Here is a 22,573-nt window from a genome sequence, read left to right as displayed (position 1 = left end):
TATGAGACGGACTTTTTCAGCAATTATTATAGCAACCTTCGCGCTTTTATTTATTTCTTGTGATGGAGATTATCGCTCCCTGGCGGAAGGGAATACCCGGGAAGTAGTGGTAGTCATGGATTCCACGAAATGGGAAAGTGAGACAGCAGAAGCTATTCGAGATGTATTTGGGCAATGGGTTTTAACACTTCCAAATGGTGAACCATACTATGACTTAAGGTTTATGACTATTCGATCTCAAAACCATCTCGATCGAATCAAAAAACAAAAAAATCTCATTTTCGCTGCTCCCATTGATGAAGAATCTAACACCGGGCGTCAAATTCGCGGATTTTTGGATGAGAGTGTAGAACAACGGGTAAATGAAGGTGAAAGTTTTGCGTTTCCGGTAGAGGACCAATGGTATCGAGACCAGTATGTTTTGATTTTAACCTCTACCTCGGATTCATTATTAGCCCAGAAAATCCGAAATACCGAAAACTCCTTGCTTAGTGATATGTTGGAGAAAGAGCTTAAAAGATGGGAGTACTTCGTGTATGAGAGGATGGAGCAAACTCAGTATTCTGATTCACTTTGGGAAAATCATGGGTTTAAAGTCAGAATTCAACATGATTATGTCAAAAATATCGATACTCTGAATTTTCAAAGTTACCGGCGATTTCTGCCTCAGAACGATCGTTGGATGTGGATTTGGTGGAAAAATAATGTTCCCGATATTTCTTTTCTGGACAGCGACTGGATAAATGCTACTCGTGATTCACTTTCAGCGCAATTCATTAAAGGAGCAAGGGATTCGATGTACGTGAATACCGAATACCGCCGGCCGGTTGAAACTAAATCTTTTCAAAAAGGCCGCCTGATTGCTTATGAAACATTGGGTACCTGGCAGATGATCAACGGGGCCATGGGGGGACCGTTTGTAAATTTCACATATTATGATCCGGATACTAATCGTCTATTTATGGTAGAATATTCTCAATTTGCCCCGGAAGTTCGAAAGAAGCTTCCTTTCGTTCGGCAATTCAGAGCCATGGGAAGAACATTAGAGTCTGACTCTACCTGGACTTCGGAAAGTAACGAGCCAGCTTTATAGAACTAATATACTTTTATACTTTGACCATAAATTTTTAGCCCTATTAGTAAAGTAATTCAAACATTCGGAAAGGCTGCACAAAACTATCATCAGGAAGCCGATCTTCAGCGAAGAGTAGCTAAAGGTTTAATTGCCTCATTAATTCCATGGAAAGGGGCAATACCTCCCGGTCCCATACTGGAAGTGGGGGCCGGAACTGGTCTGTTAACAGCCGATCTAATCCGGGAATTTCCCAATCGAACTATTATTGTAAGTGATGCCTCTCCGCAGATGCTTGATTATTGTAAAGCTCAGCTTACGGAACAAGAATTGCCGTTGAGTGACATCAAATTTAAACACCTGGATGTAAACGATTATAAAGCATATACTCCTGAATACGGACTGATCATAAGTAATTTTGCCGCTCATTGGTTTAAAGACCCGTCTCTTGGACTACAGAATTTATCCCGTGCTTTGCTTCCGGGAGGTATTATGTTGGGTTCATTTCCCGGAAATCATTCTTTCCCAAAATGGTATGAGTATTGTTTGGAGCTGGGGATCCCACATACCGCCAATCCATTGCCTGATGTCGAAGAAGTAGCCGTGAAACTATCGATGGAAGACATGCAGATTGATTATTATGAGAATGATTTATACCAGGAATTTGATTCCTCACTTAATTTCTTTCGCCATTTAAAATCAATTGGCTCATCAACCAGCACACTTGATAAGTCATTGAGTCACAAACAATTTAAACTATTAGTTAATCATTGGGATAATAAATCAGAAGGGAAAGTAAATATAAAGTGGCATGTTGTTTATTTAGCTGCAAAAAAGGGAAGCTAAATACCGAATGCTCAGCGTTTACTTTTAAAAAACTCTTTCATTAAGTGTTCGCTTTCCGCTTCCATGACTCCGTGAATAACTTCTACCTGATGGTTTAGTTTTTGGTTAGAGGCTATATTGAAAATACTGCCACATCCCCCAGATTTTGGATCCACCGCTCCAAACACAATACCTCCCAATTTACTCCAAAATGCCGCTCCGGCACACATGGGGCAGGGCTCCAGTGTAACATAGAGGGTGCAATCATTTAAATATTTTTCAGCTAAAGTTTCGCAAGCAGCGGATATCGCAATCATTTCTGCATGAGCAGTGGGATCATTTAATCGCTCCACCTGATTGTAACCTTTGCCTACTATTTGTCCTTTATATACCAATACTGCTCCCACAGGTACTTCTCCTTCTTCGAAAGCCTGTTCTGCCAGCGTAAAAGCACGGGCCATAAATCGTTGATGTTTTTGCCAAACCGGAAGATCTATTTTATTCATGTTACTTGATTGCTATCCTTGCTTTTAATTACCTTGGCGCGAACTTAATCCAATCTTGATGAAAAAAGTAGAGCAAAGCATTAAAAATTATATATCTGAAACCATCCGAACTATTCCGGACTTTCCCAAACCCGGAATTCAGTTTAAAGATATAACTACCTTGCTGCAAGACAAAAAGGCGCTTGAATTAACTTCCTATATGTTGGCGAGTCCTTTCCGGGGTAAGTTGGTTGATTTTGTAGTTGGATTGGAATCTCGGGGGTTTTTGTTTGGAACTAATTTAGCTCAGGATTTAAATGCAGGTTTTATTCCAGTCAGGAAACCCGGTAAGCTTCCGGCTGAGACTTTATCCGAAGTTTATGCCTTAGAATATGGAACGGATAGTGTAGAAATTCATAAAGACGCCATCTTTAAAGGGGCCAAAGTAATTATTCATGATGATTTGATTGCTACCGGGGGGACAGCTTCTGCGGCTACTGAATTAATTAAGAGACTGGGCGGGGAAATCATTGGTTATTCTTTTATTATTGAACTTTCCTTTTTGAAAGGAAGAGACCTTCTGCCCGAAAATATACCAATAGAGAGTATTATCACTGAGTAATCGGAACATATTTTTATTTATCGGATACAATTAACTGAACTATAAGAACCAGTAATTGAGGACCGAAAATGAAATCCCAAAAATATATCCCGATTATTTTGTTGGCTTCAATCGTGATGTTAGGCACGGCCTGCAAAACGTTTGTGGTTGAGAATGTTAATTACGCACAACAAATTGAATCTGTATTAGTGCCTGACGAGAATGGTAATGTTCATGATGTTCGTCACGGTATAACATTCAATGTAACACCTTTCCAAGAGCAAGAATTTGGTGTAGAAGATTCAGCAAAGACCGAGATTAAAGAAGTACGGCTGATTCGAAATGCCGAAGGTTATTATTTCATTACAGCCAATAATTTTAAAAATGTATATGTAATGGAACCCGGAAAAGGAAATTTAAGACTTAGAAACAAAATTCAGGTATCTGAAGAAAGACTATCAGCGCCTGCTTTTAATTTACGAGATGCCAGCGTACAACTCGTAAAAACAGATACTAATGAAGTGCTCACCATGAATGAAAATGGACTTCAGGAAAATAGTAATGACGAGGAGGAGGAAGAATCATGAAACGTTTACAGTTACTAACCTATACTATCATAATTGGGCTTACACTTGCAACTTCAGCTGCAATTGCCCAAACATCAGATTATCAGATAAAGAAAAGTTTTGAAGAGTCATATAATGAGCTTCAAAGTTCAATAGAGCAAGCTATGACTGTTGGTGAGATTGACAGTTTAATGGAAAAAGTATCTGACCTTAGATTTGAATATAAGGATCATGAACAACTTTTAGATCATGCCTTATACCCGCACACATTTGGCAGCAGCATTGATGAACTAAAACAAGATGCCCGTAATACTGAGCATAAATTACTCATCATCGAAAATCAGGATGAGAAATTAGCCAATCTTTCTAAAGAGCTGTCATCTTATAAATCAGAAATGGCAACTCTTAACAGCAGAACTGATTCTCTCCGGAATGCAATTGCTAATTCTCAAAAAAGTGAGAAAAACTTATCTGAATTGGTGCAGCGTTACCGAAACAGTATGGAACAACGAGATGAGTTTGTCCTGAAAATGATTGACTCCCTTTTCGTTACGTATAAAGACCTGGAAGGAGATACCTTTGCTGAAATGCAAGACGAGGTACAAGCACGTTCTATTCAAAATGGAAACAACCCGCTTGAAGTAATTGAATCTGTAATTACGGAAAATATTCAAATTTTGAAATCCGACAGTGGTCGTTTACAGACTGAGGATTACCTCAGAATGTATGTTGTCCAAAGTAGATTTAATGAAGTTTGGAGTCAAATTGGAGATGATCTAACTGCTATTTACGGTGGCAACAAAAGTACTCAATGGAAGGAAAATATTGATGATAAACTTGTTGACTGGAGAGCAAGTGCTTCTAAAAATATGTGGGCATCCATTGATGCATATTTAGAACAGAATAATGTTGATTTAGGTGCTTTTGACAATAACGAAAGCTTCTATAATGCCATCGATTCTTTTATTAGTAATGCAACCGATGCAAGTCGTGATAAGGTAGTAACCAATGAAAACTACGAAGACTTCCAGGCATTCTATGATTTTTGGAATGGTAAAATCAAAAGTGATTGGGGCAAGTTTGTGCAGGAAGGAGAGGTCCTCACGATGAGTCAGATATCTACTATAGATACCGAAATGATGACTTGGAGAGATGAAGCTAAACCCAGATCTTTCGTTATTCCAATTTTATTAGGGTTGAGCCTGATTACAATAGTGGGCTTAATAGTAGTTCTTGCACGAAAGAAAGAATGATTAGAAAGAAATAAACTCTTGTGAAAAGCCGGCTGCAGAAGCCGGCTTTTTTTTATCTATACTGTAACTTTCTTCGGTAAATATCGGTAGATACTTTCATGTATTTATAAATTAATTTCGGTATTTATCCCTATGAGAAAAATAATATTAAACATTATAATTATAGTTGGGTTAGCAGCGGCGCCTGTTTTAGGCCAACAATCTGCTAATTTAGCAGAAGAAACCACACTTATATTTGTGCGTCATGCAGAGAAATCAGAGGATGGTACCAACGACCCGTCTTTGAGCAAACAAGGAGCAGAACGCGCAAAACGATTAGCTGAACTATTAATGGAATCCCATACAATAACTGCCATTTACACTACAGGATATAAACGCACAAAGGAAACCTCCAGCTCTATTGCTGACAGTCTAAATCTATCTGTTTTTGAATATCAGCTGAACAATCCCGACTCCCTGATGAGTGTAATAATTCAAAAGCACAGGGGAGAGGATGTTCTGATTGTTGGACATTCAAATACGACTCCACAATTGGTGAATCTGTCTTTAGGAGAATCTAAATATGAAAAACTCGATGAAACTGATTACAGCAATATATTTATAGTTAAATTATCCGGAAATGATAAGGCTACGGTAAAGCGACTTATATACTAATTAAGATTAGGGTAATGAATAGTATTTACGAAGCATCCATTCCGATCCTAAAAGCAATACTACTAAGACAAACCAATACAAAGAGTGTACAGGGAAGGAGTAGTTTTCTACGTTTTCTATTTTAGATTCCAAAACATTGGCAGTACGCAGACTATCCCAAAACCCGGATATATTATCGTAAGTAAAGAATGATCCCCCGGAATTCTGAGCAATATTTCGCATTAGTTCATCATTACGGGTAGTGTTTGCTAATTCTGAACTAGAATTAGAAACAAGAAATTCACCTGTTTGAGTTTCTAATTCGCGGTCACCTTTTCGAGCGGTAGCCGTAAACCGGTAAAGCCCTTCTGAAAGCCGGGGCAAATCCAGCCGGTAATTTCCGGACCCGGCGTTGTTCATATTGAAAGTGCGATTGGTACCATCATTATTTTCAACCTGAACTTCTATAATGCCTTCGGATTCAGGGGTTCCGCGTTCATTACGTAAACTACCGTTAAGTAGGGGCGCTTCCGTAGTGCTGAAAACTTGCTTTGCAGGCGTAATTCTTAATTTTCTGTCATCAGGATCACTTGAAGTCCAAGACACTAAGTTTGATAAGAGGCCGGCAGTAAATTCTTTGTTGTTTTCGTTAGTACTTTGCAGCATTCGGAACCAACCCCAAGGTAATACATGGGCCCGACGTATATTTCCTTGTTCTAAAACAGCAATGACAGGGAATTGAGTCTCAGTTCCATTATAATTAAGGCTGTATAATGCGGTACTTTGAGGGGCTGAGAGATTACTCCTTAACGGGGAAAAAAGTGGAGGAGCATCTGATAAATTTACCTCAGGGAGTTCCAGTACAGGGTGCTCATTTCTATTTAACAGTGGAAACAGTGTGATTTGTGAAACTTGTCTAACGTTTGAGTTTAAAATCAGAAGCTGTTCGATATTCTTAAATTCACTTTTTGGCTGTGCACTCAATTCGAAAAATATTGTCGGGGTGTTATCTAAGGTTGATAAAAACTCAAAATCAGTAGCAGTATTTGGCGGGACACCATGAACAATAATTAAATTATATTCATCTTCATCTGGAATTTCTTCCACATATCGGTTATTTCCGATCCTCGTCAGAGTATATAATTCATTGCTTTCATCCTGTTCTATAAGGGATCTTATTGCTTTTACATCGGGATGAATTTCGAACGCGATATGCAGAATTTTGACCCGGTTATCTAAAACATCAATGGAGAATAACCGCGAATTATTAGTATCGGTCCATTCATCAACGAGTGGCTGGGCTTTGATTTGATACTGTTTCAACCCGGCTTCTTCTAAGGTTAATTCAAACTCCACATTTTTAAGCTGATCATCAGTTTCGAACGTAATTGTTTTTTGTTGAAGTTCTTCATCTCCTGTAAGAAGTGAAACGGTTAGTGTATTATCTTGAAATCCGGTTTGGGTAATTTCTGCTTCAATTATATGATTTGTGTTGGTGTACCCGGTTGTATTTGTAAGGACATTGGAAACGGAGATATCTTTTACATCAGAAGTATCTCCAACGGCTATGGTGTATATGGGAATTGAAGAGTTAATGGCATTCATCGTTGGATTTCTTCCGTAAGTAATAATCCCATCTGAAATAACAACCGTAGCCTGTATTTGTTCTTCCATTTCCAGGATAGAATTTATGGGAGCAGAGAGGTTCGTTTGAATTTCTGTAGCATTCAATGAATCTGGAGAGAAAGGGAGGACGTTTTCGCCAATTGAATAAAACTCAATTTCAGTCTGCTCATTGCCATTGAAATTAAGTTCGTTTAGAAGTTGGACATAAGAGTTTAATCCTTCATAATCTCCCTTATTGATATCTATACTTTCTGAGTTATCAAGGAAAACGGCTATTTTGGGACTAATCTCAATTTCTTGAGAAGAATAAAAATAGGAATTTAGCAGGAGAAGTAGGATTAAAATGAAAGCTAATCCTCTCAGGCTAATTAAAATCCAGCGAACACCGGATGGAATACTTTCAAATTTTCGATATGAAGCCCACGAGAGCAGGAGAAGAGCAGCAATAGCCACTAAAATTATAGCCGGATGCAAAATATTTTGAAAGCCTTGGAAATCCACAATAATTCCTTTTTTGAGATTAGGCTTCGTCGATAAGCATGTTTATTAACTTAACGGTAGTGTATCCTTCGGCTTCGGCTGCGTAATTATTAACAATACGATGACGTAATACCGGAATAGCCAACTCTTTAATATCATCTACGGTAACGTTGTAACGCCCCTGAGAGAGTGCTCGTGCTTTTCCTCCTAAAATAAGATACTGAGAGGCTCTTGGACCGGCTCCCCAGCTCATATATTTATTTACAAATTCCGGGGCTATATCAGTTCCCGGACGAGTTTTAGAAACCAGTTCAACCGCATAATCTAAAACGTTTTCCGGTACAGGCACTTCCCGTACTAAATTTTGAAGCTCTTTAATTTTCTCTTTAGTCACCAATGCTTCAATTAGCACATCTTGATGAGCTGTTGTTTTGCTTACAATTTCTTTTTCTTCTTCAAGAGAAGGGTAATCTACCCAAACGTTAAACATAAACCGGTCAAGCTGAGCTTCGGGCAGGGGATATGTACCTTCTTGTTCAATAGGATTCTGAGTAGCTAAAACAAAGAAAGGAGTGTCTAAAATATAGGTTTTACCCCCGGTGGTTACATGATATTCCTGCATTCCTTCAAGCAATGCTGCCTGGGTTTTGGGAGGGGTTCTGTTTATTTCATCAGCTAGGACGATATTTGCAAATACAGGTCCTTTTATAAAAGTAAACTCTTTACGGCCTGAGTCTTTGTTTTCTTCAATAACTTCGGTTCCGGTAATATCACCCGGCATTAAATCCGGAGTAAATTGAATTCGGTTAAAAGTCAGATTAAGAGATTCTGCGAGGGTACGAATCAATAAAGTTTTAGCTAATCCGGGAACTCCTACAAGCACACAGTGCCCCCTGGAAAATAAACTGATCAACAAAAGGTCAATAATATCATCCTGACCTATAACTACTTTATGAATTTCAGCCTTTATTTGATGAAATACCGTGTAAAATTCATCTGCCAGCTTTACCGAATCTTTTACCTCCGCTTTCATAAATTATTCTCCTTCCAGGGTACATCAATTTTATATTCAATATAAACTTCGTCCCTTAAGTCTTGCATCCATTCTTGTATTACCCTGGATTGTTTTTGCTGCAAAGCAATCCTTTTAATTCGTTCATAATCTTGTTCCAGGCTGGCAACATGCTCTGGTATTTGCTTGTCAAGTCTTACAATCCGAAATGCTTTTTTGTTTTGATTTTCAAGAGTAAATGACTTGGGTTCAGATATTGCGCCTTCCTCATCCATTAAAAGTACGATGCGATACATTGCCGGGTCCAGACGGTTTAAAGGAATGAGACGTTCTCCGGTTTGAGGATCAAATATTTTACCGCCATAATTGGCCGTAGCCGGATCTTCACTTACTTGTCGGGCTACATTAGCAAATTTAACATCCGGATTAGTTAATATGCTGTCACGAATACTATTTAATCTGTTAATTGCATATTCCTCATCCAGTTCATTTGAGTCAACGGTGATCAAGATGTGGTTGGTTTCAATTCGATCTCCAACACGTCGATTGAGCCTAATGATATGGAAACCAAATTGAGTTTCTACAACTTTGGAAATCCCACCAGGTTGAAGAGCTGAAGCTGCTGCTGAATATTCAGATACAAGTTCATCCAATGACATCAGTGGCAAGAGTCCTCCATTTTGCCCTGAACCTTTGTCATCGCTGTACCGGCGAGCAAGTTCTTCAATAGATTTACCGTGCACAACAATAGAATCGCGCAGTTGTTGAGCAAATTCGTAAGCTGCTTGCTTAGCATCTCCTTTAGCCGGCGGCAACATCACAATTTGAGAAAGAGAAACCTGCTCCGGAATAGTTGGAAGCGAGTCGGCTGGGATGTCATTAAAGAATTCTTCTACTTCCGGACGAGTAATGTTAATTGATTGGGTTTTTTGCTGCTGAACCCGGTTGGAAAGCATTTGCTCTTTAAAATCTTCACGAAAATCAGCCTTAAGTTGAATGATGGGTTTACCGAAAGCCTGTTCAAGTGCCTGCTCACTTCCCGCCTGGGCTGTTAACTGTCTAATCCGCTGATCCATTTGCATGTTTACTTCCTCGTCAGAAACAGTAATGGAGTCAATTTCAGCTTTTTCCAAGAGCACATAGTTATCCACAATTGATTCAAGAAAATTGAACCATAATCCTCTGCTAAACTCAATTTCTTGACCGGATACTTGTGCCTGACGCAAATAATCAGCCACTCTTTGATCAACATCAGACTTAAGGATTATATTTTCATTTACATGTGCTACTATTTGATCTGCTAATTGAGGAGCATTTTGAGCTTGAATATTAGAGGTAAAAAGTACAGATAAAAAGAGGAGGGGAGTAAAAAGTAAGTTATTCTTCATTAGTAATTTGATTCAATGAAACCGTATCGCTTTCTGCGGTATTCGTTTCGGTTGTAACGTTATAAATTTTAATTTCGTTGTTAGCTTGTGCCTGAAGATAAAGATTCTTGACGTATGTGTTGAATGCTCTTTTACGCTTTTCCAAAGTCAGCCATTCTTTAATTTGTACGATCAGCCAGTCTAAATCCGGGTGATCGCCTTGAGGGCGCTCATCTAATAACTGCACAAAGTGATATTCATTGCCTGACCTGTGGGTTGGAGAGATTTCTGACGGCCCAATAATCCTTAAATAACGATTTAACATCGAAATATCGCCACCAGCAATTGAAATAGGCCAATATCTTTCAGATTCGCGTATTTTTAAATCAGGATGTTTTGAATATTTTTTCGCTACAGTATTCCAATCAATTCCCTGCATCAATTCGCGTTTGGCACTTTCTGCATCTGCATTACTGGAAGCGATTAAATGCCGATAACGAACATACTGTTCTTCGAGAGTAAATTTTTCTTTGTTTTGTTGATAATAATTTCGCGCCTCTTGTTCGCTCACATCTAAATTATTTTCAAACTCAGTTATAATATAATCCTGAACTGCCTGAAGAATAAACTCCTCCTCAAGCCGCTGTAATTTATCCTGTACATCTTGTCGGTTTGAGAAATTAAGGCGATTAGCTTCTTGTAAAATCACTTGCCGGCGTACCCAGTCGTCACGAAAATTAGAATAAGCTAAAGTGCTATCGTTGCTAAAGATATGCGGTGGAATTTCAGACTTTGCAAATTCTTTGGTCAATATTTGGCCACCAACTTCTGCCAGCACTGTATCTTTTATATTCATGTCTGGTTTACAGGAAACAGCCAGCATGATTGCCAGTACAAATATGGGAATATTTTTTTTCATGAAACTAATCAAATGTCTTTTAAAGATATCTCTCTGAGTCCTTCCTGATATGCGGTTTTATGGATAGTAAAATCACAAGAAGCTACAAATAGTTAATTTTAAATAAATACTCAACCTTCTGAAGGAAAGGTAGATGCAACCAAAATACCTTCTATCCATTATTATAATCAAATTTTTTTGAAATTGAGTTGGTTCTATTCAGTATAATAATCGAGGAATTAAAAAAGCATTCCTGCGAAAGTAGCAGTCATCAAGTTAGCTAATGTTCCTGCAAAAACAGCTTTGACTCCAAATTTGGCTAAATCAGATTTTCTGCTTGGAGCCAGGCCGCCAATGCCACCAATTTGAATTGCAATAGATGAAAAATTGGCAAATCCACACAAAGCAAAAGTGGCCATAGCAATTGTTTTTGGTGAAATATTAGCAGCACTGACCTCTTCTGCTAACTTCAGGTAGGCTACAAACTCATTCAATACAATTTTAGTACCTAATAATGATCCCATATTAACTGCATCAGACCAGGGAACTCCTATAATCCAGGCAAGAGGAGCAAATACCCATCCCAAAATCATTTCGATGGTAAGGCTTTCGCCTAATAATGCTGTTATTCCTGTAAAATCACTGCCCCAACCTAAAATGCCATTAAACATCGCCAATAGTGCAATGAAGGCTAATAACATAGCACCTACATTTAAGGCCAGTTTGAGGCCAACGCCGGCACCGGTAGCCGCTGCATCAATCCCATTGGCATCTGTTTTTTCAACTTTCATCGATACCTCACCTTTAGTCACAGGCTCTCCATCTTCCGGATACAATATTTTTGCGATTACCAAAGCAGCAGGAGCAGCCATCAAACTAGCTCCAAGTAAGCGTTCGGCAAATAATTGTTGCGCAACCGCTATCTCGAGTCCATTGGCTTCCGCAAAAGGTGTTCCGAGCATGGCTACATAAGCTGCTAAAACTCCACCGGCTATAGTTGCCATCCCCCCGGTCATCACGACCATAAGCTCAGACTTGGTTAGTTTTTCGATGTAGGGCTCAATCACCAGGGGAGCTTCTGTTTGGCCAACAAATATATTAGAGACTACCGATAGTGTTTCAGCGCCTGAAGTCCCCAATAACTTTTGCATCCCTTTTGAAACCATCTTCACAACAAACTGAAGTATGCCATAGTGATAAAGAATTGCCGTAAGTGAAGCAAAAAATACTATTGTCGGAAGTACCTGAAATGCAAAAAATACTCCCAGACTATCCGGATGTTCCGGGCCTTGTCCTAATCTTCCAAAAATAAAAGAAGCCCCCTCAGTAGTATAGTTTAAAACTACAACAAAAAAGCCGGCTATTTCCTGAAACAATAACATTGGCCATCCAAGTGGCCCCCAATAACCCGCCAACAGATCTGCTTTCAAAATGAAAATGGCGAGAATGAATTGAATGCCAATCCCAATCCCTACCAACTTCCAGTTCACATTTCTTTTATTATTGCTAAAAATAAAGGCGAGCCCAAGTATGGCTACCATCCCAATTATACCACGTAAAATATCCATTTAGATTTTTTCTGAGTTGAATTCTTCTTTTGTTTTTTCTGCCGTGTTTTCGGGAGCTTTTTCTGCCTCCGGGTTAAAAAATGGTTTGATGGGGCGTCCTCTTCGGCGATCTACAGGAGGGCGGAAACAATGGCGGGCCCGGGGTTCATAGGCATCATATTCACCAACCAAAACCTGATCTTCTTTTTCTACCACGCGCTGTGAATAATGCGCCATACTTCCGCTTTCGGCACATACAGCATGTAGTTTTGTTACATACTCTGCAATGGCAAGCAAGTAGGGCATAGGCCCAAATGGGTTACCCTCAAAATCCATATCCAGCCCGGCAATAATGACTCGTTTTCCATCATTGGCAAGAGAATTAGCTACTTCTATCACCCGGTCATCAAAAAACTGAGCCTCATCTATACATACAACTTTGGCGTTACCCGTAAGAAGGACAATCTGATCGGCTGTATCCACTAAAATACTGGGGAGAGCGGTTTCATTATGAGAAACTACTTCCGTTTCACTGTATCGCTTATCGAGTGCAGGCTTTACCACCACTACATGCTGCCCGGCAATATGTGCTCGCTTTGCCCGGCGAATCAGTTCTTCGGTTTTACCGCTGAACATGCCGCCGCAGACAACTTCTATCCATCCAAATTCCCGTGGTGTTAAAGAAGGTTCGTTCATCATTTATTTTACAGGTATCTTTAGTGGTTTTGAACCTTAAAATTTTGTGTTGGAATATATTTGGGTATGATGACAATTGGAAAAACTAATTCGTAAGATTTATCTCTTCTATTTTATGATACTTCTTTTCCTGCCATATATATTTTAGAACAGTTAAGCTATTTACCTCAAATTCCATTTCATACCTATCTGAACCGTATTGGGAATTGATTTTTCTGAACAGCTCAGCATTTAAACTTTTTGCGACTGTGATATGAGGTTTATGTGTCATGCTAAATCTTTTGGTTTTTATAATCTCCTTATTAATAGCTTTAAATTCAGATTTCAAATTATTATATAAATCATTACCAATAACTCTCATGAAAAAAGTTTTCTTGCTTGCATTAACAAAAGAGGAGAATCCGGATACCGTTAATGTAAATGAATTTACCATAGAAATGCGTTCTGTAATCTGAGGAAGAATTTTTTCGATTCTTTGCTCCAAGATGGGGAAGTTGCATACGGTTATATGCGGAATTGAAAATGCTGAATCAAAAGAACCATACGTTTGAACTATTTCGTCTTTTAGACCGGAAACATATTCCGATATAACTTTTGGCGGATTTATTACGATTAATAAATACCGTATTTCTAAGTCTTCTTCAAAAAGGGATGGCTGTAGTATTTGTTTCATATCTTGAAAAGTATTTAAAAACCACTTCAATTAACACATAATTTTTACATATATCCATAGTTTGCTATTTTAAGGCATGAAAAAATTTATTCTGCAGAAAGAAGAACCCCGAAAACGACCGGGCGACTATTCGATACCTTATGCCGATTTACTTAATGAAGAGCAATTAAAAGCAGTTTTTCATGAACGAGGACCGGCCTTGGTAGTGGCGGGAGCCGGGACCGGAAAGACCCGCACATTAGTGCACCGGGTAGCGCGGTTGGTTGAAAGCGGAGTCAATCCTTCTAATGTCTTATTGCTCACTTTCACACGGAGGGCAGCCAAGGAAATGCTCAGCCGTGCCAGTAATATTTTGGACGAGCGCTGCAAGCAGGTTCAGGGGGGTACCTTTCATTTCTACTGTAGTATGCTGCTGCATCGCTATTCAAATGCTATTGGTTATCCATCCACTTTTACCATTGTTGATACTTCCGATGCCCTGGAGGTTATTCAGTTTGTGCGGACACAACTCAATCTTCACAAAAAAAAGAAACGTTTTCCGAATAAAAATACCCTGCTTAATATGATCAGCACGTCCAAGAATAAACACCTGGATCTTCGAATCGTTTTACAGGAGGAGTACCCGCAGTTTCTGGAGCAGGAAGATAAAATCATACAAGTAGCAGAGGGGTACCAAGATTATAAGGAAAAGAATTTTGTAATGGATTTTGATGATCTGCTGATCAAAACAAGAGATTTATTGGCTGAAAATGAAGATATTCGGGTCAAAGTTGCCGCAGGGAATCAATATGTTATGGTAGATGAGTTTCAGGACACGAATAAGCTTCAGGCAGAATTGACTGAATTGTTTTCAAGTGTACACGGAAATATCATGGTTGTTGGGGATGATGCTCAGAGCATCTATTCTTTCCGAGGGGCTGATCACCAAAATATCATGGATTTTCCGGAGCGGTTTAAAGGGACGAATCTAATCAAACTGGAAGAGAATTATCGATCCACACCTCAGATTCTTGATGTAGCCAACAATTTGCTTAAGCAAGCCAATTTTAAGTTTGATAAGGAACTGTATTCCAACAATGAGGAAGGTGAATTACCGGCTCTTGTACAGTCTTCCAGCGAACATGATCAAAGCCGATTTATCACTCAGGCTGTTTTACAGCTTCGGGAGCAGGGGGTAGAATTGAATGAAATGGCGGTACTATTTCGTAATGGGCGTGATTCCTTTGACCTTGAAGTAGAGTTGAATCGCAAAAATATTCCTTTTGTTAAATATGGAGGACAAAAGTTTACAGAAGCGGCTCATATCAAAGATGTTTTGGCGCATGTTCGGGTTCTCGTCAATCCCATGGATACCATTGCCTGGAACAGAGTGCTGATGCTATTGGATGGCATTGGCCCTAAGACCGCTCAGGATCTTTTTGAATGGATCCGTCTGGCTAAGAATCCGTATCAGTTAGACCTATCTGATACCACGAGTAAATCCTATATCGATCAGCTAAAAGAACTCAGTAAGCTCTTGATAGATATCAAGAAAAATGATCATTCGGTCTCCAAAGTTATCGAGTTGATCGTGGGTTACTATCGGGATTTTTGCAAGGATAGGTATGATGACTACCCAAAGCGGCTTAAAGACTTAGAAGCTTTTAGTAATGTATCCGAAAGCTTTACATCCCTTCCTAAAATGCTGGAAGAGTTGGCGCTCGACCCAATCACTGCAACAGCGATAGATACCGAACAAAAAACCAAAGAGGAAGCTCCGTTGATCCTCAGTACCATTCATTCAGCAAAAGGATTAGAGTGGAAACATGTCTTCATTATACAGTGCCTGGATGGTATTATCCCCTCTGCTTATTCCATAGAAGATGAAGAGCAATTGGATGAAGAACTCAGGCTTTTATATGTAGCCGCCACAAGGGCAGAGGAGATGCTTTATTTTAGTTATCCTATACTTGCGCAATCGGCGTACGGCGATTACTTTACTCAGCCTTCACGCTTTATAAAAGAAATGAATGTGGAATTGGTAGAAGAGTGGAAGCTCATCGAGGAAGAGCTACAACAACTTGATGAAGGAGAACAAAGGCAACTTCCGGAGTAAAGTGACGGAGTTGTGTCACCAAATACACACGACTAAAAACCACAAACCAAAGCGATTCATCATTTTATTTTAATGGACCTAGTCGGCATTTTCATCGTTCATATATTTACGTTGTGAATAAATATCAACGATAAGCCAGATAACAGGATAAATAGGAACAAGAACGGCTAAAATAATTTGCCAATTGTGACCCTTTTTCCGACCACCGTCATAGGGCAGAGTTATGCCGGCAATTCCTGCTATCCACAAAATAAAAAACAGGAACATACAAATGGCAATGGCAAGGGCTCCGAAGAAACCGAAATTCTCATAAAAGCTTTGAAGCATGGTAAATTAAGTGCTGAATTATGCGTATCTTTAAGGCTTGTTTTAATCTAAGAATCTAACACTTAAAATGCTTCCAGTAGTTTCAATTGTAGGACGGCCTAATGTTGGTAAATCCACCTTTTTTAATCGCTTGCTTGGTAAAAGAAAAGCCATTGTTCATGATGAGTATGGGGTAACCCGTGATCGGCACTATGGAGAAACATTTTGGAACGGGCGCGATTTTAGCGTAATCGATACCGGAGGGTACCTGCCTGACGACATGAATGTAATGACAGTTGGTATCAGGGAGCAAGTGCACATAGCTTTAGAAGAATCAGATGTCATTCTTTTTGTGGTTGATGTTGAAACCGGCATTAATACCTTAGACAAGTCGGTTGCCTCACTTTTACGTGAACAGGATAAGCCTGTGATTGTAGTTGTGAACAAAGCTGATAATGAGGAACGAAGGTTAAACGCAAGTGAATTTTACGAGCTTGGATTTGAAGACTTGTATCCGATCTCATCTATAAGTGGTATGGGAACCGGCGATTTATTGGATAAAGTGACGGAGTATTTACCTAGTGAATCGGAGCCTGAACCTGAAATCGAAACTCCTAAATTAGCCTTTATAGGACGGCCAAATGTTGGAAAAAGCAGTCTTTTTAATGCCTTGTTAAAAGATGAGCGGGCTATTGTAACAAACATTGCCGGAACTACGAGAGATTCCCTTAACAGTCACCTAAATTATGATGGAAGGGATTATATACTGGTTGATACTGCAGGATTACGGAAAAGAACCAAAGTAAAGGAGAATATTGAATTCTACAGTACAGTTCGTACTGAAAAAGCTATACGGGAATGTGACGTAGCCATTTTACTGGTTGATGCTATGCAAGGATTTGATGCTCAGGATAAACGCGTGCTGCGAGAAGCAGAAAAATTTAATAAGGGCCTAATCATAGTTCTTAATAAATGGGATTTAGTTCCTGAAAAAGACACCAATACTGTCCGTGATTTTGAGGAATATATATATACATCCGTTCCACAGCTTTCTTATGTGCCGATAATTACAATTTCAGCACTTAACAAACAGCGAGTACATAAAGTAATCGATTTAGCCCAGGTGGTTATTGACGAACGTAAAAAAGAGATTTCAACATCAGACTTCAATGATTTTATAGATCAAATGCTAGGAGAAAAGCCTTTACCAATGAAAAGGGGGAGGCAGCTAAAAATTACTTATGCAACACAAGTTAAAAGCAATCCACCGGTTTTTAAATTCTTCATGAATAGCCCGCACGATTTACCGCCGAACTATCGTAAATACATTGAAAACAAAATAAGACAGCGCTTTGGGTTTATAGGCGTTCCAATCACGATGGTTTTCCGTCAAAAATAAAAAAGAAAAGCCAATAAATAACTTTGATGCTAAGGTTACAAAGGTTTATTTTTCAGTGCTAATTTCTACCAGAAACCGATTCTAATTGAATGGCTAAGAATCTCGAAAAACCGACAGTAAACGCTTTAAGCAATAATTACAGGAAGGAGCGCAAGCTTAACTTTCTTGAAAAACTTTATCTTCCTGAGATATTGAAAGGCATGTGGTATTCCTTTAAACAGATGTTTCAGCCTACTTTTACGCTGAATTATCCGGAAGAAAAGTGGGATCCTCCTGCAATTTTTAGGGGAAGACCTGTATTGGTTGAAGACCATGGTAAAGAACGATGTGTGGCCTGTGGTTTATGCGCACGAGCTTGCCCGCCATTAGCTATCAGTATGCAGGCAAAAGAAACAGATGATGAAAAAGAAAGATACCCCGACTTTTTCGAGATTAACATGTTGCGATGTATCTATTGTGGATATTGCGAGGAAGTTTGTCCGGAAGAAGCGATTGTAATGAGTAAAGATTATGATATTGTCTTTGAGTCCAGAGAAGATGCAATTTATGACAAGGAACGGCTGCTTGTTTCAAAAGAGGATGTAAAAGACCGGTTAGATTACCTTAAAAATTACAGGAATCAACAATTTGGTTCATTTTGGGACTTCCAGGAAGAAAATAACATTCATTCGGTAAGAGATAGAGATCAGGAATGGAATACAGGAATGTCTTTAGTTGACATGATTGAACAACAAGAAAAAAATGACTCAACTCCGGCATCCAAAAGCTGGTCTTAAATATACTTACCACAAGAATGGATATAAAACAAAGCCAGATTGATTCTTTAATTGATGATGTAGCGTATTTAGAACATGAGGCGGAAGCCTTAAAATATGTTATCGATTCGGTTCCGTATGATGAAACACCGCCCGGAGGACGCTCAATTTCAGAGATACTCATGTTTCTGGATCATGCTCAGCAAAATTATTACAGAAAAGTAATTGAAGATGCCTTCAAAAGTGTACGGCCAATTAATTTGAATGCTTATGTCGATCCCGAGGAAACGTTTACTTCTGATGAAGAGCTCTCCAAGGATATCCAAAAATTGCTCTATAAAATATCTAAACACAGGGTTGCTCTTCTAAATTTGATTAAAAATATTCAGCTAATTGATTGGGAGAGAGAGATTCGTAAAGGAAAGCAAACAATTACATTATATGAATTTGTTTCGCAAATGGTTCGTAAAGAACGAAGTACACTTAAAGAAATAGCTGACCTTGTATTAACTTATCAAAGTGGAAAGCATATGAAGCGGGAACTGGAAAGCCGTAATCCTGAAAGCTAATGGAACCGGAGAAGTGGATTGATCTTGTCATTTCGTTTTCATTTGGAACAGCGAGTATTTTACTATTAAGAATTTTTTGGAATAGAAGAACTGTTTTAGAGTTGTATTTTGGGTTAGCGGCTTTTTTTATCACTATTCCTTATCTGTTTCATTTATTCCAAATTCAAACTCCTATAAATTTATTCCATTGGGCTAAGCTTATATCAATAACTATTTATATCAGTGGATTGTTGGTATTAATCCGTGAATCAAAACCTGTTTTTGCTCGTTTCCCGCTTTATTTGACGGCGTTACCTTTTGTAAGCTTTTTCTTTTTCCCGCTAATTATAGATTCGATTGTTATAAAAAACCTCATTAACGCTGTTTATCAAGGTGGGGCATTGGTAGTTACGGTTTTGGTATTTACCCTTAATCAAGCACGCGAGAGAGGCCGTAGATACTACATTATTGGATTGAGTTTCATATCCGCCGCTTATATCAGTTATTGGCTTTACTTTAATCGTGCTGGTAATGGGGATTTGGTCTGGGTTTCAGAGCTACTTTTAGCTACCGGAATTTTGGTCACTTTATTTAGGTTTGTAAAAGGCCAAAAAAAAGAGTCTAATTTATAATTTCTTGTCAATGAAAATAGCTCCGGATTTTACTTTAAAGGATACCCATAATAAAGACGTGATACTTTCAGAATACATTGGGAAAAAGAATGTAGTTTTATTGTTTTTTCCACTGGCGTTTAGCGGTGTCTGTACCAAAGAATTATGTTCCACACGAGATAATCTTAAAATTTATGATTCTTTAAATACGGAGGTGTTTGGAATAAGCATTGACAGCTTTTTTACCCTCAGAGCCTTTAAAGAAGCTAATAATTTGAACTTTAAGCTTCTGAGCGACTTCAACAAAGAAGTAAGCAAAGAGTATGATGCTTTATATGAAAATTACTATGGGATGAAGGGGGTTTCAAAGCGTTCCGTATTTGTTATTGATAAAAAGGGAAGGATAACATATCAAGAGATCTTGGAAGATTCAGATAAACTACCTGATTTCAATAAAGTACAGCAAGCTTTAGCTGACATAGCTTAATTATATTTGTCAATCATTTTATATGAATGAAGAATGAAACAGGAAGAGTTATGTGATTAAATTAATATAACTTTACATAATATAAATTATAGGAATATTCTAGCATTATAATTAGAATGGGCAAATAATTTCTTATTATCCCTAAGTATTTAAATAAACAAAGACGACAATCAAAAGTAGACATTTCGATTTTGATGAAGATTATAATTGTTGAAGACGATAAAGTTTTATCACTGCTTCTTTCTAAAATGATTGACCGTTTAGGCCATGAGATTCTGGAAGTTATAACGAAAGGTTCTGAAGCTATTGAACAAATCGAGGCGCTACAGCCCGATTTAGTGCTAATGGACATCATGCTTGAAGATGATGTTGACGGTATTACCGCTATGCAGAATTTAAGAGAAAAAGGATTTACTGCCCCAGTCATCTATATCACTGGCAATTCCGATCCTTTAAACTTTGAACGTGCCAAGACTACAGACTTTGTTGATTACCTGATAAAACCCGTTGGTTTCGATGAACTCAGAGAAACTATTCTAAAGGCTTAAATAAAAAAGGTCCTGAACTTTATATAATTCAAAACCTTTTGGTTTCTTAAATGATATTTTAGAAGTATCAGTTTTTAACTATTCTGATTTTTCAATGTAAAGTTAATTGGCATGCTGTATTTTACTAATACGGGCATTCCTCTTTGTCGCCCTGGTATAAATTTAGCTTTCTTAATTGCCTTTAAAGCTACTTCGTCGCATCCTCCGCCAATTCCTCTGATTACCTCCGGGTCACGTACATTCCCTTCTTTATCAATGATAAATTGAACAATAACACGACCTTCAATTTGAGCTCTCCGAGCCATTTCCGGGTAGGTAATATATTCCTTAAGTGAAGCCAGGCCGCCAATTAATTCCGGCATTTGCTCAACAACTACAAAAACCTCCTCTGCATCTTCCTCTTCCTGTCTTTGTGGCGGAGGTGGTGGCAACTCCATAAAAGATTCATCCAAATCCAATTCTGAATCTAATTCAATGATTTCATTTTCGATGATTTCATCATTAGGCACTTCCACCGGAATTATAGGTCGAGGTGGCGGCGGAGCTTTTAATTCTTGCTTCGTTTGTACAATTTCTTCTACAAAAATTTCTTCCTGACGCTCAATAGCTAATGACTCTCCTTTTTCAGAAGGCTGGATATTCAATTTGAATGCAGAAATAAAAATAAGCAGCGTTAATATAACACCTAATTCAAGGCGAATTAGATATCCTTTTTTAAGATCGTTTTTACGATTAATGATTTTTACCGGAACTCTCATAGTAACCTCCGACTGTTTAAGAAGTTACTTAAGAATACCTCACATGCATGAAGATTTTATGAAGCGCTTTCCTCCATATTATGGGTAGTTTGCTACAACCTTCAATGCTTTCCTCAATAGTTGAAACTGATTAAAACCTGATACCAACCCTTGCCTCTCTCCATCTGCATGTGCTTCCAACTCGCCTTCCAGGTTTATTTTAAATCCATCTGAACTGGAAAGTATTTCAACAACATTATCTTTAAATGAAAGTCCCAATGATAGTTTGATGAATTCTGCAGCAAGTCTCAATCGCGATACATCTTTTACAAGAACCAGTTCAATTTGGCCGTCATTGTTAACTGACTCAGGTGAAATGGTGTACTTCCCTCCCTCTGTTTTACCATTTGCTATAGTTACCATCCAAACCTTTTGCTTTATCGGTTCGTTAAGATCAGAAGCATTATTTACTGTAGCTGTAAATAATTTAGCCGAATATAGAGCCCTTAAGCCTCCTGAAAAATATCTCAGTGAACCTTTTTTGAATTTGCTTTCTGAAGCATAATAATTTGTAAGCCCGTCTATCCCAATCCCAAATGTATTTAGAAAGTATCCATAGCTACTTTTGACAACATCAATGTCAGCAATATGATTTTGAAGCAAAATTTCAAAATCTGTTTCAAAATCAAGGGTTAAACCAATATTTTGTGCAAAATCGTTACCACTGCCTAAAGGTAATACCCCTAAAACAGCCTGGCTGCCCATAATTCCGTTTGCTACTTTATTAACGGTTCCATCTCCTCCACAAGCAACGATATGAGTATAGCCGTCAGCTTTTTGCCCAGCAATCTCCGGAATTGAGTCGTCCTTGTTAATATATATGAAATCAGAACCTGGTAATTTCATCCTCAATTCCGGCTCTTTCTTTTTAAAAAAAGGCTCTGCTCGTGACGAATTAGAAGAGCAGTTTATCAGGAAGCAATATGTTCGCTTACCGCTCAATCGAAATGCTTAACATTTACTGAGTATTTCCCCTTTTTGTCTGGCTCTAACTTAATTTTGTCAATAATTGCATCCATTGTGACTTCTCCTTGTATAGCGATAAAATCAAAACCATCTTCAGATATACGCTTAATTGGAGTTTGAATTCGAAGTGGATCCAGTACGATTAACAATAAATTATCTTCTCCGTTAAAATAATGATTAATAATTTTTTCGGCATTATTTCCGGCAAAGGATCGTACACATCCGTCTTGGTTAAAGTATGCGGGTTTTAAGCTTGCTTCTTCTGATATTTTAGGCCATTCAGATTGTTTAATGGCAGCAAATAATAAATCTATTTCCAATGTTATT

At 38.4% G+C, this 22,573-nt stretch carries 25 protein-coding genes; 13 read left to right on the top strand and 12 right to left on the bottom strand.

From position 1 onward, the window contains the following. Position 1: 1 nt before the first annotated feature. Together HUJ22_RS04330 and HUJ22_RS04325 are read left to right on the top strand one after the other, a co-directional pair. Positions 2 to 1,093, top strand: coding sequence for a DUF4837 family protein (locus tag HUJ22_RS04330; RefSeq protein WP_290874403.1), 1,092 nt, complete (start codon positions 2 to 4; stop codon positions 1,091 to 1,093). Between the two features lie 30 nt (positions 1,094 to 1,123). Continuing rightward, positions 1,124 to 1,918, top strand: coding sequence for a methyltransferase domain-containing protein (locus tag HUJ22_RS04325; RefSeq protein ID WP_366871011.1), 795 nt, complete (start codon positions 1,124 to 1,126; stop codon positions 1,916 to 1,918). A gap of 11 nt (positions 1,919 to 1,929) precedes the next feature. On the opposite strand, the gene tadA is transcribed toward HUJ22_RS04325, so the two are convergent. Beyond that, positions 1,930 to 2,403, bottom strand: a complete 474-nt coding sequence (gene tadA, locus HUJ22_RS04320; protein ID WP_290874400.1) for a tRNA adenosine(34) deaminase TadA — start codon at positions 2,401 to 2,403, stop codon at positions 1,930 to 1,932. Positions 2,404 to 2,461: 58 nt separating this feature from the next. Between tadA and HUJ22_RS04315 the strand changes: the two genes are divergently transcribed. From HUJ22_RS04315 to HUJ22_RS04300, 4 genes are all read left to right on the top strand, one after another. After that, positions 2,462 to 3,004: an adenine phosphoribosyltransferase gene (locus HUJ22_RS04315; RefSeq protein WP_290874397.1), complete on the top strand. Its 543-nt coding sequence runs from the start codon at positions 2,462 to 2,464 to the stop codon at positions 3,002 to 3,004. Between the two features lie 68 nt (positions 3,005 to 3,072). Then, positions 3,073 to 3,570 (top strand): hypothetical protein, encoded by a 498-nt coding sequence (locus HUJ22_RS04310; protein ID WP_290874392.1) that lies wholly within the window; start codon positions 3,073 to 3,075, stop codon positions 3,568 to 3,570. Then, positions 3,567 to 4,802 (top strand): hypothetical protein, encoded by a 1,236-nt coding sequence (locus HUJ22_RS04305; RefSeq protein ID WP_290874388.1) that lies wholly within the window; start codon positions 3,567 to 3,569, stop codon positions 4,800 to 4,802. Before HUJ22_RS04310 ends, HUJ22_RS04305 begins: the two co-directional genes overlap by 4 nt. A gap of 132 nt (positions 4,803 to 4,934) precedes the next feature. After that, positions 4,935 to 5,456, top strand: coding sequence for a phosphoglycerate mutase family protein (locus tag HUJ22_RS04300; protein WP_290874385.1), 522 nt, complete (start codon positions 4,935 to 4,937; stop codon positions 5,454 to 5,456). A 6-nt stretch (positions 5,457 to 5,462) separates the two neighbouring features. Here HUJ22_RS04300 and HUJ22_RS04295 read toward each other — a convergent pair whose 3' ends face one another. The 7 genes from HUJ22_RS04295 to HUJ22_RS04265 form a co-directional block, all read right to left on the bottom strand. Next, positions 5,463 to 7,562 (bottom strand): hypothetical protein, encoded by a 2,100-nt coding sequence (locus tag HUJ22_RS04295; protein ID WP_290874382.1) that lies wholly within the window; start codon positions 7,560 to 7,562, stop codon positions 5,463 to 5,465. Positions 7,563 to 7,581: 19 nt separating this feature from the next. After that, a complete protein-coding gene (locus HUJ22_RS04290) occupies positions 7,582 to 8,574 on the bottom strand; it encodes a MoxR family ATPase (protein WP_290874379.1) in 993 nt (330 codons plus the stop codon). Further along, the gene (locus HUJ22_RS04285; protein ID WP_290874376.1) at positions 8,571 to 9,941 is read right to left on the bottom strand and encodes a peptidylprolyl isomerase; all 1,371 of its coding nucleotides are present in this window, start codon (positions 9,939 to 9,941) and stop codon (positions 8,571 to 8,573) included. The genes HUJ22_RS04290 and HUJ22_RS04285 overlap by 4 nt, the downstream gene beginning before the upstream one ends. Further along, positions 9,931 to 10,839 (bottom strand): peptidyl-prolyl cis-trans isomerase, encoded by a 909-nt coding sequence (locus tag HUJ22_RS04280; RefSeq protein ID WP_290874373.1) that lies wholly within the window; start codon positions 10,837 to 10,839, stop codon positions 9,931 to 9,933. The genes HUJ22_RS04285 and HUJ22_RS04280 overlap by 11 nt, the downstream gene beginning before the upstream one ends. Positions 10,840 to 11,057: 218 nt before the next feature. Next, positions 11,058 to 12,386 (bottom strand): nucleoside transporter C-terminal domain-containing protein, encoded by a 1,329-nt coding sequence (locus tag HUJ22_RS04275; protein ID WP_290874370.1) that lies wholly within the window; start codon positions 12,384 to 12,386, stop codon positions 11,058 to 11,060. After that, positions 12,387 to 13,064 carry a thymidine kinase gene (locus HUJ22_RS04270; protein ID WP_290874367.1) on the bottom strand — a complete coding sequence of 226 codons (678 nt, stop codon included), beginning with the start codon at positions 13,062 to 13,064 and terminating at the stop codon, positions 12,387 to 12,389. Between the two features lie 82 nt (positions 13,065 to 13,146). Next, positions 13,147 to 13,734, bottom strand: a complete 588-nt coding sequence (locus HUJ22_RS04265) for a 2'-5' RNA ligase family protein (protein ID WP_290874364.1) — start codon at positions 13,732 to 13,734, stop codon at positions 13,147 to 13,149. Between the two features lie 76 nt (positions 13,735 to 13,810). On the opposite strand from HUJ22_RS04265, the gene HUJ22_RS04260 reads away from it, so the two are divergent. After that, on the top strand, positions 13,811 to 15,829 hold the full coding sequence (locus tag HUJ22_RS04260; RefSeq protein WP_290874362.1) for an ATP-dependent helicase: 2,019 nt from the start codon (positions 13,811 to 13,813) through the stop codon (positions 15,827 to 15,829). Between the two features lie 78 nt (positions 15,830 to 15,907). On the opposite strand, the gene HUJ22_RS04255 is transcribed toward HUJ22_RS04260, so the two are convergent. Next, positions 15,908 to 16,156, bottom strand: coding sequence for a hypothetical protein (locus tag HUJ22_RS04255; RefSeq protein ID WP_290874359.1), 249 nt, complete (start codon positions 16,154 to 16,156; stop codon positions 15,908 to 15,910). Between the two features lie 67 nt (positions 16,157 to 16,223). Here HUJ22_RS04255 and der point away from each other — a divergent pair, with 67 nt between their 5' ends. The 6 genes from der (at position 16,224) to HUJ22_RS04225 (ending at position 20,483) form a co-directional block, all read left to right on the top strand. Further along, a complete protein-coding gene (der, locus tag HUJ22_RS04250) occupies positions 16,224 to 17,534 on the top strand; it encodes a ribosome biogenesis GTPase Der (protein ID WP_290874356.1) in 1,311 nt (436 codons plus the stop codon). Positions 17,535 to 17,623: 89 nt separating this feature from the next. Continuing rightward, a complete protein-coding gene (locus HUJ22_RS04245; RefSeq protein WP_290874353.1) occupies positions 17,624 to 18,310 on the top strand; it encodes an NADH-quinone oxidoreductase subunit I in 687 nt (228 codons plus the stop codon). 17 nt (positions 18,311 to 18,327) lie between these two features. Beyond that, the gene (locus HUJ22_RS04240; RefSeq protein ID WP_290874350.1) at positions 18,328 to 18,858 is read left to right on the top strand and encodes a hypothetical protein; all 531 of its coding nucleotides are present in this window, start codon (positions 18,328 to 18,330) and stop codon (positions 18,856 to 18,858) included. Further along, positions 18,858 to 19,469 (top strand): hypothetical protein, encoded by a 612-nt coding sequence (locus tag HUJ22_RS04235; protein WP_290874347.1) that lies wholly within the window; start codon positions 18,858 to 18,860, stop codon positions 19,467 to 19,469. The genes HUJ22_RS04240 and HUJ22_RS04235 overlap by 1 nt, the downstream gene beginning before the upstream one ends. Before the next feature lie 10 nt (positions 19,470 to 19,479). After that, entirely contained in the window at positions 19,480 to 19,935 is a 456-nt protein-coding gene (locus HUJ22_RS04230) for a peroxiredoxin (RefSeq protein ID WP_290874344.1), read from the top strand. 194 nt (positions 19,936 to 20,129) lie between these two features. Beyond that, complete coding sequence (locus HUJ22_RS04225; protein WP_290876624.1) at positions 20,130 to 20,483, top strand: response regulator; 354 nt, start codon at positions 20,130 to 20,132, stop codon at positions 20,481 to 20,483. A 74-nt stretch (positions 20,484 to 20,557) separates the two neighbouring features. On the opposite strand, the gene HUJ22_RS04220 is transcribed toward HUJ22_RS04225, so the two are convergent. From HUJ22_RS04220 to HUJ22_RS04210, 3 genes are all read right to left on the bottom strand, one after another. Continuing rightward, a complete protein-coding gene (locus tag HUJ22_RS04220) occupies positions 20,558 to 21,241 on the bottom strand; it encodes an energy transducer TonB (protein WP_290874341.1) in 684 nt (227 codons plus the stop codon). Positions 21,242 to 21,319: 78 nt separating this feature from the next. Next, positions 21,320 to 22,222: a diacylglycerol kinase family protein gene (locus HUJ22_RS04215; RefSeq protein WP_290874338.1), complete on the bottom strand. Its 903-nt coding sequence runs from the start codon at positions 22,220 to 22,222 to the stop codon at positions 21,320 to 21,322. Continuing rightward, positions 22,219 to 22,566 (bottom strand): DUF952 domain-containing protein, encoded by a 348-nt coding sequence (locus HUJ22_RS04210; RefSeq protein WP_290874335.1) that lies wholly within the window; start codon positions 22,564 to 22,566, stop codon positions 22,219 to 22,221. The genes HUJ22_RS04215 and HUJ22_RS04210 overlap by 4 nt, the downstream gene beginning before the upstream one ends. Between the last annotated feature and the right edge of the window lie 7 nt (positions 22,567 to 22,573).

Origin of the sequence: Gracilimonas sp. (assembly GCF_014762685.1) — a bacterium.
Taxonomy (GTDB): domain Bacteria; phylum Bacteroidota; class Rhodothermia; order Balneolales; family Balneolaceae; genus Gracilimonas.
This window is presented reverse-complemented; position numbering and strand designations above follow the sequence as displayed.